Annotated in this window: 12 protein-coding genes; 2 read left to right on the top strand and 10 right to left on the bottom strand. The window is 62.3% G+C overall.

From position 1 onward, the window contains the following. Positions 1 to 13: 13 nt before the first annotated feature. The 3 genes from DEI98_RS12860 to DEI98_RS12850 all read right to left on the bottom strand — a co-directional run bounded on the left by DEI98_RS12860 (position 14) and on the right by DEI98_RS12850 (position 2,396). Entirely contained in the window at positions 14 to 823 is an 810-nt protein-coding gene (locus tag DEI98_RS12860; protein WP_111100946.1) for an ABC transporter permease, read from the bottom strand. Then, positions 820 to 1,659 (bottom strand): ABC transporter ATP-binding protein, encoded by an 840-nt coding sequence (locus DEI98_RS12855; protein WP_181438036.1) that lies wholly within the window; start codon positions 1,657 to 1,659, stop codon positions 820 to 822. The genes DEI98_RS12860 and DEI98_RS12855 overlap by 4 nt, the downstream gene beginning before the upstream one ends. A gap of 164 nt (positions 1,660 to 1,823) precedes the next feature. Then, positions 1,824 to 2,396: a hypothetical protein gene (locus tag DEI98_RS12850; RefSeq protein WP_111100944.1), complete on the bottom strand. Its 573-nt coding sequence runs from the start codon at positions 2,394 to 2,396 to the stop codon at positions 1,824 to 1,826. A gap of 138 nt (positions 2,397 to 2,534) precedes the next feature. Here DEI98_RS12850 and DEI98_RS12845 point away from each other — a divergent pair, with 138 nt between their 5' ends. Continuing rightward, positions 2,535 to 3,467, top strand: a complete 933-nt coding sequence (locus DEI98_RS12845; RefSeq protein WP_111100943.1) for an NADP-dependent oxidoreductase — start codon at positions 2,535 to 2,537, stop codon at positions 3,465 to 3,467. Between the two features lie 1,768 nt (positions 3,468 to 5,235). Here the strand turns inward: DEI98_RS12845 and DEI98_RS18415 are convergent. From DEI98_RS18415 to DEI98_RS12830, 4 genes are all read right to left on the bottom strand, one after another. Further along, on the bottom strand, positions 5,236 to 6,108 hold the full coding sequence (locus DEI98_RS18415; protein WP_146243522.1) for a hypothetical protein: 873 nt from the start codon (positions 6,106 to 6,108) through the stop codon (positions 5,236 to 5,238). Continuing rightward, a complete protein-coding gene (locus DEI98_RS18410) occupies positions 6,101 to 7,462 on the bottom strand; it encodes a hypothetical protein (protein ID WP_146243521.1) in 1,362 nt (453 codons plus the stop codon). The genes DEI98_RS18415 and DEI98_RS18410 overlap by 8 nt, the downstream gene beginning before the upstream one ends. A gap of 440 nt (positions 7,463 to 7,902) precedes the next feature. Then, the gene (locus tag DEI98_RS12835; protein ID WP_181438035.1) at positions 7,903 to 8,859 is read right to left on the bottom strand and encodes a PD-(D/E)XK motif protein; all 957 of its coding nucleotides are present in this window, start codon (positions 8,857 to 8,859) and stop codon (positions 7,903 to 7,905) included. Beyond that, entirely contained in the window at positions 8,840 to 11,401 is a 2,562-nt protein-coding gene (locus DEI98_RS12830; protein WP_111100940.1) for a Z1 domain-containing protein, read from the bottom strand. The genes DEI98_RS12835 and DEI98_RS12830 overlap by 20 nt, the downstream gene beginning before the upstream one ends. Positions 11,402 to 11,842: 441 nt before the next feature. Here DEI98_RS12830 and DEI98_RS12825 point away from each other — a divergent pair, with 441 nt between their 5' ends. Next, a complete protein-coding gene (locus DEI98_RS12825) occupies positions 11,843 to 12,928 on the top strand; it encodes a DNA cytosine methyltransferase (protein WP_258370855.1) in 1,086 nt (361 codons plus the stop codon). 38 nt (positions 12,929 to 12,966) lie between these two features. Here DEI98_RS12825 and DEI98_RS12820 read toward each other — a convergent pair whose 3' ends face one another. The 3 genes from DEI98_RS12820 to vsr form a co-directional block, all read right to left on the bottom strand. Continuing rightward, positions 12,967 to 13,809: a PTS transporter subunit EIIC gene (locus DEI98_RS12820; RefSeq protein ID WP_258370854.1), complete on the bottom strand. Its 843-nt coding sequence runs from the start codon at positions 13,807 to 13,809 to the stop codon at positions 12,967 to 12,969. A gap of 76 nt (positions 13,810 to 13,885) precedes the next feature. Next, complete coding sequence (locus DEI98_RS12815; protein ID WP_111100937.1) at positions 13,886 to 14,998, bottom strand: hypothetical protein; 1,113 nt, start codon at positions 14,996 to 14,998, stop codon at positions 13,886 to 13,888. Positions 14,999 to 15,080: 82 nt separating this feature from the next. Beyond that, positions 15,081 to 15,569 carry a DNA mismatch endonuclease Vsr gene (vsr, locus tag DEI98_RS12810; RefSeq protein ID WP_111100936.1) on the bottom strand — a complete coding sequence of 163 codons (489 nt, stop codon included), beginning with the start codon at positions 15,567 to 15,569 and terminating at the stop codon, positions 15,081 to 15,083. Positions 15,570 to 15,606 lie beyond the last annotated feature (37 nt).

The following is a 15,606-nucleotide window of genomic DNA, read 5'->3' as shown; positions in this document are numbered from 1 at the left end:
CAGCGGGGCGCCATCAGGCGTCCTTGCGGTTCCACCGGAACGTCAGCAGGCAGGCCACCGTGCCCAGGACCAGCCACGCTGCCAACACGAGGGCTCCGAGGCCGAGGCGCCACGCGCCTCCCGGCTCACCCGACTCGAACGCACCGGGCAGGAAGACGGAACGCATGCCGGACGCCATCCAGCGCAGGGGGAAGACCGACGCGACGTCCTGCAACCAGGTGGGGAGCTGCGTGAAGGGCAGGTAGACGCCGGAGATGAACTGCAGCACCAGCACGATCGGGACGATGGTGGCGGTGGCGCGCCGGCCCTCGCGGGGGAGCGCCGAGACCGCGATGCCGAGGACGCAGCTGGTGGCGATGCCGAGGACCATCACGCCGGCGAAGACACCCCAGCTGCTCGCGTCGGTCGGCAGGTCGACGCCGAACACCAGGCTCGCGATCGCCAGCAGCAGGGCGGTCTGCACGAGCGTGGTGACGAGGACCATGCCGATCTTGCCGACGAAGTACGACAGGACGGGCAGGGGTGTGCCGCCGAGGCGCTTCAGCGTGCCGTCGCTACGCTCGCCCGCGATGTCGACGCCGAGGGACTGCGTGCCGGAGAGCAGGATGCCCGTCGCGACCAGGCCGGGAAGGTAGTAGGTGGCGTAGTCGACGCTGACGAGTCGTCCGCTGCTTCCGACGGCGCGGATCGGGTCGGCGTCGGCGAAGGCGACCGAGAACAACGCCAGCATGATGATCGGGAACAGGAACGTGAAGAACACCGCGTCCGGGGCGCGGAAGTAGGTGCGGATCTCGTACGAGATGCGGCTGGTTGCTGTCTTCACTGCTGTCCCACCATGTCGAGGTAGACGTCCTCGAGGGACGGACGGATGACTTCGAGGTCGTGCATGGGCGTCGTGCTGCTGCGGATGAGCGCCGTCGGGTCGGTCGTGCGCTCGTCGTGGTGTCCGCCGTCGTCGTCACGCCAGCGGACCCGGGGCGTGCGGGCCTCGGCGCCGCCGATCTCGTCGATGGGTGCGAGGTCGAGGAGCTTCCCGTCGGCGATGACCGCGGCCCGGTCGGCGAGCTGGGCGGCTTCGTCGAGGTAGTGCGTGGTGAGCAGGATCGTCGTGCCCTCGTGCTGCACCTGGCGCAGGAGGTCCCAGAACTGTCGGCGGGCCTCGGGGTCGAAGCCCGTGGTCGGTTCGTCGAGGAACAGGACCTCGGGGCGGCCGATGATGCCGAGGGCGACGTCGACGCGGCGGCGCTGGCCTCCGGACAGTCGACTGATGCGGGTGTTGCGCTGCGTCTCGAGCCCCGTCGCGGTGAGGAGCTCCTCGACGCTGCGGTGCTTCGGGTAGAGCGTCGCGAAGTGGTTCAGCTGCTCGGCGACGGTGACGTTCGGGGACTCCGCGCTGGTCTGCAGGACGATGCCGATGCGTGCGTTGTGGCTGCGGCTCGTCCGTGCGGGGTCGTGGCCGAGGACGCGGACCTCGCCGGCGGTGCGGGAGCGGTACCCCTCGAGGATCTCGACCGTCGTGGACTTGCCGGCACCGTTGGGGCCGAGGAGGGCGAAGGTCTCGCCCCGTTCGATCGTGAAGGAGACGTCGTCCACGGCACGTTTGCCGGTGGCGTACTGCTTGCCGAGGTGCTGGACCTCGATGGCGGGGGACTCGGGCATGGGTCCAGCTTCGCCGCCGGGTGGCCGTGGGGGATCGGCCGGGGCGGTGGTCTCGGCATCGTCCGATCGGGGGATGGTGCCGGCGGGGGAGGTGGTTCGGTTTCCGGCCGGTGACGGTTCTGGTTCGCGATCGTCGGGGATCGTGAACCGGAACCGTCACCGTCTCAGTACTGCGGGCGGATCCAGTCCGTCGGTTGCACGAAGCGGGCGCGCGGCAGGACCTCGTCCGGCTCGGCGGTCCGCACGCTCGTGATGATCGTGTCCTCGCCGTACTCCGACAAGCGGCGGGCGATGCCGTCGCGTTCGTCGATCACCAGTGTCGCGCGGGTCGCCGGGTTCTCGCGGTGTTCGAAGGTCACCAGGATCGAGTGTTCGCCGATGTGCTGGACCAGGATCGGGTGGAAGCTCTCGGGGCCGCGGCCCCATCGGAGCATCAGGTCGGGCACGGCCATCCGGACGACGGGATCGGAGACCATGCTCCGGGCGAACGAGATCTCGTCCGGACCGTCGTCGGGGTCGTGCAGCACGCCCTCGCGGTAGGAGACCGGCTTGGCCCGCTGGCGCACGAGAGTCCAGGTCTGCGCGGCCTCGTCGATGTCGACGCGGAACTGCCAGTACTTCTGCCGGGACTCCTGGTGAACGCCCTCGAGGACGTACCGGGCGGGTCGACGGAGGGCGGCGAGCTCCTCGGCGATCGCTGGACCGTCGGACCGGGTGAGGAGTTCGTCGAGACGCACGGTGCCAGCATGGCGCACCGTGTGCCGTGGACCGCGCCCCTGACGGGCGGGAGGCGCGGGGCGGGGTGGTGCCGGGCCTCCAGGCCGTGGGGTGGTCGCGTCAGGTTGCGTCAAGCAACGTGCGCGTAGACCGGGAGGATGCAGGTCGTCGGAGTCGAACAGTTCGGAGGGCCCGAGGCCCTCGCCATCCACGAGGTGCCGGAGCCGCACGCCGGTGCGGGATCCGTGCGGATCCGGGTGCAGGCGTTCGCCGTGAACCCAACCGACACGGGGGTGCGCGCCGGGCAGCGGGACAACTCGCAGGCCTCGCCGCCGTACGTGCCGGGGATGGACGCCGCAGGCGTTATCGACGAGGTCGGGCCCGACGTCACCGGATGGCAGGTCGGCGACGAGGTCATGGCGATGGCGCTGCCGCTCAGTGCCCATGGTGGTGCCTACGTGCAGGAACTCGTCGCGCCGGTGGGGTCGTTCACGCGGATTCCTCGCGGGACGTCGATCGAGGCTGCGGCGACCGTGCCCATGAACGGGCTGACGGCGTTGCAGATCCTGTCGCACGCCTCCCTCGCGCCGGGGCAGACGCTCGCCGTGACCGGGGCTGCTGGGCTGCTCGGGAACTACGTGGTGCAGCTGGCGAAGGCCGCCGGGCTGACCGTGATCGCGGATGCTGCTCCGGCGGACGAAGCGCTGGTGCGGTCGCTCGGGCCGGACCACATCGTGCCTCGTGGTGATGGGTTTGCTGCCGCGGTGCGCGAGCTCGTGCCGGAGGGGGTCGATGCGCTCGCCGATGCTGCGGTGCAGCGTGGGGTCGTCGTCGATGCTGTTCGAGACGGGGGAGTGTTCTTCGACGTGCGTGGGTGGCAGGGCGACGGGGCTCGCGGAATCGAGTTCGTGCAGGTGATGGTGTTCTCGGAGTACCGGTCGTTCGACAAGCTCGAGCAGCTGCGGCACGCGGTGGAGAGTGGGACGTTGACGCCGCGGGTCGCTGAGGTGCTGCCGGCTACGCGGGCTGGGGAGGCACATGAGCGGTTGGAGGCTGGGGGGACGCGAGGGCGGTTCGTGCTTCGCTGGTAGAAGCTGGCCGGTCCACGAGACAAATCAAACTAGACCGTGCCCGGGGCCGAAGCCACTGGCGCCGAAGGCAGCGTCCACGAGGATTCGGATGCCGCCTACTGCTTCGCAGATTGTCTGGTTCCGTCAAACCGGAGCCCACCAACAAGCCGATGGCGACGCTGTCACAACCTCCGCCCCGTCGGCCCTTCCTGGTGACACCGTCGCGCCGAGAGCAACCTGCAACTGCGCGGGCTATCCTGCAGATTCGAAGCATGCTTTGAGCCCCCACTGCTCGTCGGGAGTGCGACTGGCGCTCTGAGAAGGCAAGAACCTGCGGAAGTGAAAGCGGTCATAGCGTTGGACCCGGCACACCCCCACCCGGCGGAACGGGGTGCTGCGGCTGAAGAGTGCTACCGGGTGCTCGTCCCTGTGGGCTCGAGGCTCTTCACCAACACTTCAATTCCGTGCATGCCCGGTTCTCCGCACGCGAGGGCATAACGCGGCACGGCCTACACCCCTCGGAGCTAACTCCCCCGCACTCCCGCCCGGACAAGTGGGCAATCGAGCTCTGCGCTGCGGTGAGGATCTTTCAACCATTGCTTGAGGCGTAATGTCCAAAGAGGTCAGCATGCGGCTCACCCGTCACAGGCTATTGACAGTTAACGATTTTACGAAGTCGACCTGAGTTACACGGTTGAGTTCCGAGATTCTCCCCGTCACCGTTCCAAAAAACCATACTCATTGGCTATTGAGGGCGAGCCGAATCGGTCTATGAGATCGACGCTTCCCATGATGGCTTGACATCGCGGTCGAGGTAGAGGTGAGTGGACGGAGGAACAATGCGTACGGCCGCGTAGCGCGAACCTATTGAATCCGCCCTGCGTGCCTCACGCGGACTGCATCTGCCTTCGGAATGCCAGATTCGTACAGCTACCAATCCAAGGGGCACATCTAGTCGCTGAAGCGTTCGAAATGCGAGCATAATCGTTAGCGATCCACTCCCCGCGGCGTCCAAGTTAACTCTCAGGGTGGTATTCTTTCAGGCTGCAGAATATCGCTCGCTGGCGCACCCCGTCTCAGGCCTGGAGAGCACGAAAGCTGTCCGCAACGATCTCCTCACAGAATGAATTAAGGTCACCTTCATCGAGGGAACGTGCATCGATGAATGCCAAGCGACGCCTTAGCCTCGCTGTTGCATCGCGGATCAGAGAGCGACGTGCAACCGTCTCAAACGAAGAACGCTTAACGACGGACGCCGCAAGTGCTCTTACTAGCCTCGGATCGCCCCCGATGGTTCGCCGCTCAAGGAGTTGATTCAAGTCACTCTCGGAGAGCTCCCGTAACAACTCACTTCCCGTCCCAAAGACGACGGCCTGCCACCACAAGCGGCTCCACGTGTGCCGAGTGAGGTCGCTCGCTATCCAACGCTCGCGGTTCTGCTGGCCGAATCGCCAAAGGGTCACGTCCGGCAAGAGCACGCAAGCTAGCCACGTCCATCCACCGCGAGAACCTGCCTCGACCCAAGTAAGATCTAGGGCCCCCTTCAGTGCATCGGCGGCCTGCCGGTCAAAGGAGATTCGAGAAGAAGCACTCGCCTGATTGGGGAGACCGAAGTCTCTTGCGATCGAGAGCACCCCTTCGCGAAGCACTTCCATATCATGTTCTGTCGCCCGGCGTCCACCGACGGGAGCGAACAGCTGTTTACGATGGCTCAAAGCGGGGGTGATAGGAAGCGGGGAAGTTAGCATCTCGACCGCGACCGGATCTGGAAGTCGAGGAAGGAGAAGAGTCATACAAATCTCCTGCCGAATCCGTTCGCGCGAGCAAGACTGGAGAGGCGAGAACGACGATGGGTCAAATCTTCTTCAAGGGATGCAGGTAGGACTCCCTGGGAGGACGCCATCTGCACATAACGAAAGTAGACATTCCCGATCGAGTCGGGTGCGAAACTGGCGAGATCATTATTGACGGCCGCAACAAGCGCCAGCTCCAGCATGGCTTCAGCAACTTCGAACTCGACGGTTGTGATGAGAGCCTGTTGAGCGACGGTCGGCTTCTTGGCTGCAATGGCCTTCAGTAGTTCTTTATCGCGCTCATTTATTAGTAGGAGGAAGGTTCCGAGGAACGGCAAGTCTAATTCTTCCGAAGTCTGCAAATGCCAGCTGGCAAAAGGTCCGATTGACGTGCCGGCAAAGTCAACGACGCTGGTTGGGAACATAGATGCATCACCGGCGAGGCGAAGCACATGAACGTGCTCAGCGAGTATCGAGCCAGCTTTGACGACGATGCCAGGACGCGGATCACTATTCCTTGCCGCAAGAGAAACGGTTGTCCGGATCTTTAGCGCCCCTCCGATCCGCTCTCCAGGGAGAGTCACGTGCATCGTCTGGTGGGCACTTGCCAAGCAGGTTTGGAGAACTTCGGTCATGCCCGTATCGGTTGACGTGCACGAGACCGTGAGCTTCAACTTCACGTTACTGGAGAGACCGGAGTCGGCAAGCATCCCTTGAATATCGAGATCGATTGTCTGCAAGAGAACAATGTCGGACTGGGGATCCCAGCCCTCGACCCAATCCTCAAGCGGGACGCCGTTGTCGGAAAACCAACCCTTAAAATTGATCCGAGGCGTTGTCGGAACCGCGTACGGTCTCACATCAGCCATCTGTGTTCACCTCGCGAAGGAGCAGTCGCACAACAACGTCGGAGACAAAGGACCCGACGAGGAACACGGTCTCTGGAGTGGACTCTTCAATCTTAAGTTCGCTGGTCGAGCTCAATTGTCTCCCATCGAGCGTCTCCCAACCTAGGATAGAAGGAACACCCTCGCCGGCAGGTGGTTCCGACTCGCGCGTTCCGCCTTCCAAGACCACACGAATTTCGCCGCGCAGTGTGTAGTCCCCTTCCCGGTGGGCAACTTCAACTACTCCGTACACGGCGGGCCGCCCTTCCTTGAAAAGAACCGACGGGTTGCCCACGATCTGAGATGAAGGGTAAGCGCCGCCACTCCTTGAGCTGCCGCCATGAGCAGAGTTGCCACTTCTCGGCACGACCGGGGTGGGGGTAGCTCCGATGGAAGCCACCGTTGGAACAAGTGAGGCCAAACGCGCCGCAAGCGCACCAAGTCCTTGAACAGACTCGCTTGCAATCGGAGTCTTCTCGTAGAGCGCTCGTAGACGCGCTGCGACCCAATGTCTTGCTCCGCGAACGACAAGTAGGTCATTCCTAGCGAGCCCTTGCTCAACCCAAGAATCATGTGTCGGTGGTTCCGCGTTGGCGAAGTGCTGGTCGGCCTCGCGAGTTGCTCGAAACACTGCCCCGAAGCAGAAACCTGGATCTATCTCCACTGAACTCTCTAAGTAGTCCACTACGAGTTCTGTTGCGCGCATGCGGGCCACATGGTGTGGTGCCCCGAAGAACGGCTTAGCAATGTCGGCCACCGATCCGCCATCAGGAGTCGAAGGTGCAAGAGTGGACGCAAATTGACCGGTCGGAAGGGAACCTCTACCATAAGCCTCGCCTCCTCCGCTTGCAATGGACTGCAAGGAAGAGACAAAAACCTTTAGGTGGGGAATTGCACTGGGGTTCGGGATACTAAGGCTTCGGCCGTCGAGATAGACGTTGAAGCTCATCGCGGGATCTGGCCCAACCATCTTTGGCCAGAGGTTCCAGAGGATAGCTGAAATAAGATGAGAGGCAGCTTCCTCCGCGCTGCGGTCTCGGGTTTCGCCCTCCACGGTCACGGTGCCGAAATCAGGGAGGACAACGACCACGTCGGTTCCGGTTTCGTGCTCGAGAAAGCCGGGGAAGCCCAATTGACCGGCGATGGAAACGGCGTCGTCATCTACAATCGGGTCCGGGATGCCGTCGTCAGATAGTGCACCGTACCAATGGCGGCCAGTGAACCGATGCAACCCCGAGTAGTATGCTGGGCCGAGCGCAGCCCCCATCAGTCGTCTTTCAAAACCATTTGAAGTGCGGATTCGGGAGTCGACGATGATGGTCGACGCCTGACTCACCCGATAGAAGATACCCTTCCCAAAGCCGTAGGTACCTCCACCATATTGGGAGTCCCTGGGCTCGCCGACGTTACGCAAGAATTGGACGAAATCGTTGCCGTCACCGTCTTTCGGCCGTTCGCTCGCACGGACTGGGCCTCGTAAGCCGTAGGTACCTCGGTCGGATATTCGCATCACCCAGTTTTCACTCTTCAACTCGAGACCGCTCGTGCTTCCCGGGGGAAGGCCTACGGATTGCCAAGCGGCAGCGAGGTCGCCGAGCTGACTGATGTGGATCCCAAAGCTCACCGTTTCGCCGGCGCGGGCATCCCAGCTGTTCTGGGCTGCCTCTCGTACCAAGATAGTCAGCTCGTCAAGTCCTGGACGCCCTAGCTGGTTGAGGATTCCACCAGCTGTTGCTGACCCCTCGGGGGCGAAAGGTTGTGACCACCACCTGGTGTTCATGCTTCGGACCGCAGATATTGCTCTAGAGCTGGGCGACTGAGTGAAGTTGACGATGGTCGGAGCATCTCGACGTCGACATCATAGTGAACGCCATGTATCCCCGGAGGAACCTTCGACGTGGTGAGGCGAGTCGTCTCGGCAACGACAGGAACAAGCAAAGCGGACTCCACGATGTACTTGGGCCCCGGGCTCATGCCCGAAGACCACCCTGCTCGCGCAAGAAGGGCATCGAACCCTTGGTCGCCGAAAGAGTCGCGCAGACGGTTGCTAATCGTCGCAAGTGATTCGCCGCTTGGGCCCTCCGAGACCGTCAATATGATCAAGTCGAGGCCATTACGGTCAATTTCTAGTTGCCTCAGACCATGTATTCGCACACTCGATCCATTTGGGCCCGTCGTTTTGACCTCTATGCAACGTCTAGGAAGCTCGAAGTCGTGTGGCTGGCCCAGAGGGCCAGTCCAGATATCGAAATGAGTCGCGCTCTCAACCCCTTGCATCAGGTTTTCAAGGACAAATAGTTCGCCGAAGAGCCCTATGCGGCGTTCTGCTGTCAGGGATCGAGAGAGAGCCATTTTGAGAAGCGAGCGCCAATCAACTAGCGCTGCATGCACCGCATGGGCGCGAATCGCTCGGCTCTCTTCTTCCTTGAGCACTGCACAAATCAGCGTGTCGAACTCGTCCGAGAGGGATGGGTCCGTCATGGCGATGTCAAGATATGTACTTGTTTGGCCGTTGAAGGAAAGAGTTCGTGAATGTTCAGACAGTAGGCCGTTGACAATATATACCGGCGCGTCGGTATCCTGTTCAACGAGCAGATGGCGGTATCCGCTAGCGTCGACTGCGAGTCTTGTTCCGTCGAATGCGCCTTCTAACGGGTAGGAGTTGAACATCAAGCTGTTCGGCCTCGAGAGCACACTCCAGATCGCGCGCAGGTCAACTGGCTGAAGGTGCATCTGATTCCTCCTCAGTGTCGTCCTCATAGGCCTCGTCGGAAGTCGGCTCCAAGGCTGAAAGGTCAACGGCGACGTAGGGGGCTTGGATCCGAGTTTTAGCTAGCGCTTCACCGGGGAAAACAAGTCCTAGCCCAATAACGTTTCGTGGTGCACCGAGCGGTTCGCGGTCCTTCGGATTCAACGGCGGGCTAACCTTGTCGATGACGTAGAGCACCAGCAAACCGCGCTCTCGATTGACTGGGTCGTCGTTGCGTTTCTTCATCAGCTCAGGTTCCGATAAAGCCTGGGCCTCTTTTGTGCTGATGCCAAGGTCGAGCGCCCGGTCTTGCTTGCTCATCAGCGTCTTGATGTCGGCCCGGCTTTTCCGAGCGTCGCGCAGTTTAGAACGGACAACTGTGGATACCCGGAGGCCGCTCAACTCTTCCTCAACGCCGTCGCCCTGGACGATGGCGACCGACCAGGTGCTAAGGGCTCGGCTTTCCGTTAGGTTCTGGTGTCGGATGTATTTGCTGATAAGGATTGGGTCAAGGTCAGGAGAGTCGGCGTGCACGCGGTACTGTTCCAGGAACTTCAGTACCAGTCTGGCCGGTACGTCTCGTATCAACACCCGTTTAGCATCGGCATCCGATGTGCCAAACTCTAGTGCCGCGCTAACAAGTTGACGTGTGGCGGCCTCGTTCATTTCCAGGCCTGCATGATCTTCCACGTCGAAGAAACGCGTCTGTAGTCTCCGCCCTGCGTACGAGATGAAGTGCGGTTGCGCGGCACCCATCTTCGCGGTTATTCGAAGCGCGGGGTGTGTTCGAATGCGAACGGCAAGATCGGTGGGGGTGAGGCCGAGCTTTTGGTATCCGTCGATATCGGATCGCATATCGGCTTCGACGGCTGCCAAATGCCTGAATGCGAGGCGTAGGGGCTCAGTCATCCAGATGCGCGGCAGATCTTCGTAGCCGGAGCGATACCCGAACCATCGCCCCATCTGAAGCAGCGTGTCGTAAGCGGATGCTGACCGAACGAAGAAGCTTACGACGAGTCCCTCGAGGGTGAGCCCGCGAGATAGTGTATTTCCCCCAACGGCAATTGCTACGACTGGATCATCGCCGTATACGAGGCGCTCAGTGCTGCGGTAATTGTCGAGAATGACGCGGTTCGCGGCAATTACCTGGGGAATTTGCTTCAGAACGTCGTCGAAGATGGGTCGGTCTGCACCATCTGCTAGTGGGACCGCACCTATCTCCCGATCCCACAATGTTGAGGCTCGAAGGCGGATCTCCGAACCTTCTTCGGCTATCGCTTTCGCTACCTCCTCCGCAAATGCCTCGAGCGGCTCACGATAGGCCTCTTGCACGTCTATCTTCAATGAAGTGTGGACCAGCATAGTGCTGTGTCCATGGTCGCCCCGGAGTCTGCGAATCGCCGTGGCCAACCAAAACCAAATGAGCGCGTCTTGGAGATCATCGGTGAGAACTGGGACAAATCCTGCAGCGGACGCCCCAGTTGGCCGTAGAAGGTCAACGTCATCATCCTTCACCACTCGAACCATGTCGTACCCGTCGACTCCATCCTCGTGATCCTCCCCTTCCACCGCGTCTCGGCCGAATATCCGCTCTGGGCCAAAGTACCCGTCGGGACGAGGGAGGTTAAGAATGAAATCGCGCGGATATAGGTCTTCGGAGGCGGGATCGATAAAGACGTTTGCGAAGGGCGTGGCCGTGTATCCAATGTAGGAGACCTTCGGACCAATTTTTAGCAAGTCGTTGATCAGCGGATTGATCGTCTTCGTCGCAACTGACGCTTGATCGGCTTCATCATCAATGATGAGGATTGCCTTGTCTGCGAGCGCCTGTTGCGCCGGTTTCGACGTGAGCCATTTCTTGAGCCGGCGAAGGACTGCAGCGTTTTTCTTGACGACGGCCACCACAGTTGTCTCGGGAGAGAATATTGCTAGCGGCCCGCCAGCAGGCGGGTGGAAATCGCGAGTTTCGTCCGTCAGCATGAGCCATTTATCGGGCAGTAGCGCTTCAAGCTTTTCATCCACGCGCATTTGTGTTTGTTTGCGGAGCCCATTGTGGATGCCAGAAAGTACGATAATGAGGCGATATTCCTCATCCGCCATTTTTGCAATGACGGAGATGAAGTTTGTAGTTTTCCCGGACTGCACATAGCCGACCACGAGCCCTCGAGACTTGAAGGATGGGTCGGTCGGCCTCGGTGTGTGCGCCACCACTATGTTCGAGGCGTTTTCGACTGACCGAATGCGACCCTCGTCCCAGCCGTCGGCGAGGAAGTCGGCTCGAACAGGAGGCCAGTAGACGGCGCTGTCGGATGGCCCGGGGTACCAGGGCACCATGCCAGCTGCAATGATCGCGGGCCCGCCAGCAGCAACCTTCGCCACGTCGGCCTCGTAACGGAGGGTGAGGGCTTCGACGGAGTCTTCGCCGAGGAGTTTGAATCGTGTGCGGGCGGCATCGATGTCGAACCGCTTCGCCCAGTCGGCGAAGACGGGATAGAACTCAGTCAGCTCGTCAGAGGGCATGGTCATGAGCGTCAACCTACTTGAGATTCGCTCGGTCTCGCAGTCCCTCGTTCGGTTGGCGTGCGTCGCTCGCGGGCGGATCAGCTGCCTGCGCTTGCCTCGTCGAGGGATTTAGCGGCTGAGGTGAGGCTTTCACTCTGAAACGGCCAGCGTCCGAGCGAGAGCTTCTCGCTCACGTTGTGGCGGCCGCCCCTTGGAGGAGCGCTTCGTTTAGCGGTCTGGATCGGTTCGGGCGGTCCGATGCGCTAGGCCATGAGGGCGCGGCGGGCCAGTAGTCAGCTGACGGCGCCGTCTCCTCGTCGCCTCGTCGCAGCCGTACGAGGCCAGACCTCTCGGTCGGGTCGGACCGTGAACTGAGGCCGAACGAAGTTGACAGGGGCCCACTTCGAGAGCGTTGCGCGGCGCGCCGGCCTCGGCTTTGTCGGCAGTGCGACCTAGTATCAACCCGTGCCAAAGCTTGAGCTCGTCGACCTGTTTGCGGGGTGCGGTGGGATGACTAGGGGGTTCGTCGAGACCGGCCGCTACTCACCTGTAGCGGCTGTCGAGATTGACCCTATGGCCGCGAAAACATACGCTGCTAACTTCGGCAATCACGTCTTCAGCGGCGACATTCGAGATTGGCTTAAGGGGCCGCTGCCCGAGAGTGCCGACGTAGTGATCGGCGGTCCGCCGTGCCAGGGGTTTTCTGCACTCGGCAAGCAGAATCCCCTCGATCCTCGGAATGTTCTCTGGCGCGAGTATGTGCATGCGCTTGAGCTGCTTCGGCCGAAAGCGTTCGTGATCGAAAACGTTCCGCAATTCTTGCGATCTCCGCAGTTTGCAGACTTGCTTCATGAGGTGCGTCCGGGGGGTGGCCTCGCGGACTACGAGATCGAGCCGTTCGTTCTGAACGCAGCTGACTATGGGGTGCCCCAGGCCCGTCGGCGAGTCATCGTCATCGGGCGTAGGAGAGGTTTGCCCGCCCTCGGTCAGCCGCGCGCAACGGCGGAGCGGACTACGGTCGCTGACGCGTTCCGAGGACTTTCCAGGAAGGTCGTGGACACGGATTTGCCAGCCGACAGGGCGCTGAGTAGGGGCCCGTATCGAACTGACGAGCTGCATCTGACGAGAAACCCGACTGATGTCTCGATGCGCCGCTATAAGGCGATCCCGCCAGGCGGCAACCGAAACAATCTGCCTGACGAACTTTCTACCCCCGGTTGGCGTAAGCATAGGACAGGGGCCGGTGATGTCATGGGGAGGCTTCGGCTGGACCGGCCGTCGGTAACTATCCGCACGGAATTCTTCAAGCCGGAGAAAGGGCGCTATCTTCATCCCACGGAGCACCGGCCGATCACGCACCTAGAGGCAGCTCGTATCCAGGGTTTCCCCGATGATTTTCGGTGGTACGGGAGTAAGACGGAGATCGCGAAGCAGATTGGGAACGCGGTTCCGGTCGGCCTTGCTCGAGCGATTGCCGCGCATCTTCTTACGTGGCTGGACCTTGAAATGTTTGACTTGAAGGAAGGGGTCCCTCCCCGGCTGGCAAGTTAGCCAGAGCGGGCCATCGGACTTGCCGGGGCCGCATCGTCCTACAAGTCTGTGCTCAGCGCGTCGATCGGGCCCCGGGTCCCCGACTGTGCCTCCAGGTCAGCTCGCACCGACGCGGATACCCCGAACAACAATGTCGCCACGAACCCGACGACGTACGCCACCACGAGCCCCGACCCGTACCCGAGTAGCGCCCACCCGTAGCCGGACGAGCCGTTCAGCAGCGGGATGAGCGACAGGTCCGAGGCTCCGATGGCGATCGCCCCGACGGAGTGCCCGAGCTGGTCGAACAGCCCGACGACCCCGCCGCCGAAGGCCCCACCGATGCAGGCGGTGATGAACGGCCGACCGAGGGGGAGTGTCACGCCGTAGATCAGGGGCTCACCGACACCGAGGAACCCAGTCGGCAGCGCACCCCGAATGGTCCGCACCAGTGAAGCGTTCGACCGGAACCGCACCCACAACGCGATGCAGGCACCGATCTGCCCGGCACCACCCATCGCCAGCACGGGCAGCAGCACGGTCCACCCGGTCTGGTCGATCAGCGTGGTGTGGATCGGGATGAGTCCCTGGTGCATGCCGGTCATGACGAGCGGCAGGAAGAGTCCTCGGAGCACGAAGCCGGCGAAGCCGCCACCGTTCGCGAGCAGCCAGGTCGCAGCGGTCCCGATCGCGACGGAGACGACTCCGGCGACGGACATCAGGATCCCCAGCGTCACAGACCCGGCGACGAGCACGGTCACCGTCGGCACGACGATGAGCGCGATGACGTCGGGCGTGACCCGGCGCATGAAGCGCTCGACGTAGGCGGCGAGGATGCCGCCGGCCAGCGCACCGAGCACACCGCCCTGGTCGGGAGCCAGGGGCTCGCCGAACACAGTCACGTTCGCGACACCGAGGCTATGACGGCGAGGATTCGGTCGATCGCGTCTGTCGTTGTCGCTCGAGCCAGGGGCGGAACTACGCGTGTTGATCGCCGTAGCGCTCCCGCAGCTCTTCGAGAACCACGGTCTCGAGTCTGTGGACGGAGCCGTCGATCTCCGCGGTCTTCACCGCCACGTCGATGAGATCTGCAAGATCACCGGTCTCTCCGTCGAGGCGTCGCCAGACGTCTTCGACATCAAGGTCGATGACGTTCGCGAACTGGTCATCGGTCAAGTCGTGCTGATCGTGCAGCTGCTCGACCAGCTTCCGCATGAAGAGCGCTTCGTCGTCGGTGATCTTCCCGTCCGCGAGCACCGTCATCCACGCGACCCACAACATCGAACGAGGGTGGTCACTCTTGGAGACGGCTGTGGTCGCTGTCTCGTCAACGCGGGCATCGTTCCGGAACACCGCGCGAGCGTGCTTGCCGGCGACGACGGTGGAGTAGTAGTTGATCGCTACCGACAACGGGACGCCGACGATCGGGATCCCGATCTTGATGACGTTCCGTTGCAGGAGGAACTTCCCGACGACGGGGAGCCCGCGAGCTGCCGCGAGCACGCCCTTCGAGTAGAAGGCCTTGATCAGCGGTCGGACCAGCGCGGGGACCGCCTTGACGACGCCCTCGCTCACAGCCTGTGCTCCGCGGATGGTGAAGGCAACCCGGATCAGCTTCCACAGATCATCCGGGTCGTCGACGTCGATCGGGACCCCGTAGAGGACAGCGATGTCGTAAGCGAGGTGCAACTGCAGGCGTGCGATGTACGCGACGTCGACGAGCAAGGTGACGCCCGCCGCCGGAAGCGTCAATGGTGAAGCGCCGCCCAACGTGCCGAGCGTGGCGACCATGGCGGCGGTGTAGGCGCCGGCCGAGATACCACCTTCGATCGCCGCGTAGCGAGCCGCCATCTTGATCCGCTGATCGACGATCGCGTCTGCGGGGACGCCCTTGTACCGCTCCTGGAAGTAGGCCGCATCGACTTTCTGCGTGTACGCGCCCAGTGCGTTGCTCAAGAGCTTCGAAAACCAGTTCCCCGACTTGATGTCGTCCCCGGTGAGGCTCCTGACGAAGTCCTTGAGTTCCTCGCGCTCGTGCTCGACCGCGGCGCGCTCTTCTTCTGTGGCGTCGATCTGGGCGGACTTCGTCATCGCGGTCTCCTGCGGAGGGTCGGGTTGGGACGGGGCCCTCCTCGGCAATACTGACGCATGCTCGTCCTCGAGGGGAACTGGATCAGCGTGTCGAGTCTGGTTGGCCCTCGATAAGAGTCATGTCTCTCGCTGGTCTGATGGGCGCTGCTGGGACGATCGCGGCCCATCTGTCGAGTTCGATCTCGACCAGGTGCGCAGCGTCCTCGGGATCGTCATGTTCCCAGACGCGGAGTACCCGCCAGCCCTCGGCGACCAAGATCGCTTCGTTCTGCGCATCGCGCTGACGGTTGGCCAGCAGCTTCCGGCGCCAAAGGTCGGCATTGGCCTTCGGGAGGTGAGCGTGCTCCTCGCAGTAGTGCCAGAAGCAGCCATCGATGAACACCGCGACCTTGGCGCGAGGGAAGACGAGGTCAGGCCGTACCCGACAACGCACGCTCACCCGCCGGTCGACGAAGAAGCGCCGCCCACGTCGGTGCAGTTCGCGGCGAACAGCCAACTCGGGCGCCGTGTCGCGACGACCGAATCGGGCCATGTGTCGTCGCCGCGCGTCATCCGCTTCCCAGTGCTCCATTGCCGGAATCTTGGTCGAAGGAAGGCGCCTCTCGGGG

This window comes from Curtobacterium sp. MCLR17_034, from assembly GCF_003234485.1.
Taxonomy (GTDB): domain Bacteria; phylum Actinomycetota; class Actinomycetes; order Actinomycetales; family Microbacteriaceae; genus Curtobacterium; species Curtobacterium flaccumfaciens.
This window is presented reverse-complemented; position numbering and strand designations above follow the sequence as displayed.

What these genes read in the sequence shown, in the direction of transcription:
- DEI98_RS12855 (WP_181438036.1), bottom strand. Translation starts at nt 1,659, where the DNA reads ATGCCCGAGTCCCCCGCCATCGAGGTCCAGCACCTCGGCAAGCAGTAC.
- DEI98_RS12845 (WP_111100943.1), top strand. Translation starts at nt 2,535, where the DNA reads ATGCAGGTCGTCGGAGTCGAACAGTTCGGAGGGCCCGAGGCCCTCGCC.
- DEI98_RS18415 (WP_146243522.1), bottom strand. Translation starts at nt 6,108, where the DNA reads ATGGCTGATGTGAGACCGTACGCGGTTCCGACAACGCCTCGGATCAAT.
- DEI98_RS12835 (WP_181438035.1), bottom strand. Translation starts at nt 8,859, where the DNA reads ATGCACCTTCAGCCAGTTGACCTGCGCGCGATCTGGAGTGTGCTCTCG.
- DEI98_RS12830 (WP_111100940.1), bottom strand. Translation starts at nt 11,401, where the DNA reads ATGACCATGCCCTCTGACGAGCTGACTGAGTTCTATCCCGTCTTCGCC.
- DEI98_RS12815 (WP_111100937.1), bottom strand. Translation starts at nt 14,998, where the DNA reads ATGACGAAGTCCGCCCAGATCGACGCCACAGAAGAAGAGCGCGCCGCG.
- vsr (WP_111100936.1), bottom strand. Translation starts at nt 15,569, where the DNA reads ATGGAGCACTGGGAAGCGGATGACGCGCGGCGACGACACATGGCCCGA.